The sequence below is a fragment of the Streptomyces sp. SBT349 genome, from assembly GCF_001083795.1.
GTDB lineage: Bacteria > Actinomycetota > Actinomycetes > Streptomycetales > Streptomycetaceae > Streptomyces.
In genome coordinates this window covers 1-1,726 of the sequence record NZ_LAVK01000635.1, presented here as the reverse complement: position 1 = coordinate 1,726, position 1,726 = coordinate 1, and the positions used below count along the sequence as shown (strand labels likewise).

Genomic DNA, 1,726 nt, shown 5'->3' with positions numbered 1-1,726 from the left:
CCGAGGGGCCGGGACAGCCGACGGCTGCCCCGGCCCCTCGGCGTGCCCCGGCCCGGCCGCCCGCGCCGACCGGCCGTCACCCGTGCCGCCTCACCCACGTATTCCGGCCAACCTGCGATTCGACCTGAACTCGCCGCACCCCTCGGGACGCGACTTGACGGGCGATGCGTCGCTCAGTTCTCTATCAATCAGTCGAAGAGCGGCGGTCAACGGCCTGGAAATCAAACCAGGAGGACGCAATGGGAGAACTTCCCCTGGCCCGCCCGCCTCCGGCCGACGCCCGGGAGCCTCGCGGGGAGGGCGGGGAATACGCGGTGGCGACCGTCGGGGCGTGCGTTATCGTGACAGCCCTCGGTAGGGCTGCCGCAGGGGAAGAATTGAACGACATTCTGATTTCCGGTGTGCTCGCGGGCTATGGGATCGCCATGCCGGTGGGAGCGGTTACCGTCCTGATCATCACGTTGTCGGCTCAGACATCGTTTCTCATCGGTCTGGCCGGCGCGATAGGAACCGCCACCGCGGACGGTCTCTACGCCCTCGTCGCCGCATCGACCGGCGCGGCGCTCGCGGGTCTGCTCCGGCCCTTCGCCGAGCCCATGCGCTGGGCCGCCGCGGCCGTGCTGGTGCTCCTCGCCGCCAAGGGGGTCCTTGACGCGCTGCGGCGCAGGCGGCGGGCCGCGGGCGAGGAGGAGCTCCGGGTGAAGCGCCCGCTCCGCGCCTATCTGGAGCTGCTCGGGCTCACCATCCTCAACCCGCTGACGATCGTGTACTTCTCGGCGCTGGTGCTCGGGCTCCGCGACGACACGTGGACGCTCACCGACAGCGCGATCTTCGTGGGCGCGGCCTTCGCCGCGTCCGCGAGCTGGCAGGCGCTGCTTGCCCTCGGAGGTGCGCTGATGGGGCGCGTGCTCACCAGCGAGAAGGGTCGCCTGGGCACGGCTCTCGTCGGAAACGGGGTGATTGTCCTTCTCGCGGGCCATCTCCTGCTGACCTGAGGGCGACGGCCGCGACGCCAGGCTCCGACGAGCCGATCCCACGAGACGGGGAGTGCTCCTGTGGAAGATAGCGAGTTCTTTCGACAGAAGGGAAGACCGGCCCCGCGGCCGGGCGGGCGGCCGTTATCCGCGGGAACGCGGGCCGGACTCGACGACCGGACCGTCGAGGTGCCGATCAGCACCATAGTGGTGGCCGATACGCCGCGCGGCGCGGGGAGCAGCAGCGCGCACGCGCGGGTGCTGGCGGAGACGGACGACGATCTGCCTCCCATTCTCCTGCACCGGTCCACGATGCGGGTGATCGACGGAATGCACCGGCTGGAAGCCGCGAAGATATGCCGGGCGGAAACGATCAGGGCGCGATTCTTCGACGGTGACGAGGACGAGGCGTTCGTCCTCGCCGTCGAATCCAATGTCAAGCACGGCCTTCCGCTCTCGCTCGCCGACCGGAAGGCCGCGGCCCTGCGCATCGTCAGGGCGCACCCGGACTGGTCCGACCGCGCCGTCGCCGCCATCGCGGGGCTCGCGCACAAGACGGTCGGCTCCATCCGGCGGCGGGCAAGTGGGGAAGTTCCCCAGTTGGAGGCGCGGGTCGGCCGCGACGGCCGCGTCCGCGCCGTGCGGACCGGCCCGGAGGCCGGGACCGCAGCCGCAGCCGCAGCCGCGGACCCCGGCACCGCGGCCCGGCCGGAGTGCGGCGCCGACCCCGCCTGCCCCGTCGAGCCCTCCCC

General features: G+C 71.8%; 2 protein-coding genes. Both read left to right on the top strand.

Annotated features, from left to right (window positions below):
* Positions 1–377: 377 nt before the first annotated feature.
* Entirely contained in the window at positions 378–995 is a 618-nt protein-coding gene (locus tag ADY01_RS35395) for a LysE family transporter (protein ID WP_049580967.1), read from the top strand.
* 168 nt (positions 996–1,163) lie between these two features.
* Positions 1,164–1,726, top strand: a 563-nt coding sequence (locus ADY01_RS35390) for a ParB/RepB/Spo0J family partition protein (RefSeq protein ID WP_159001642.1), incomplete at its 3' end; no start/stop codon positions are given.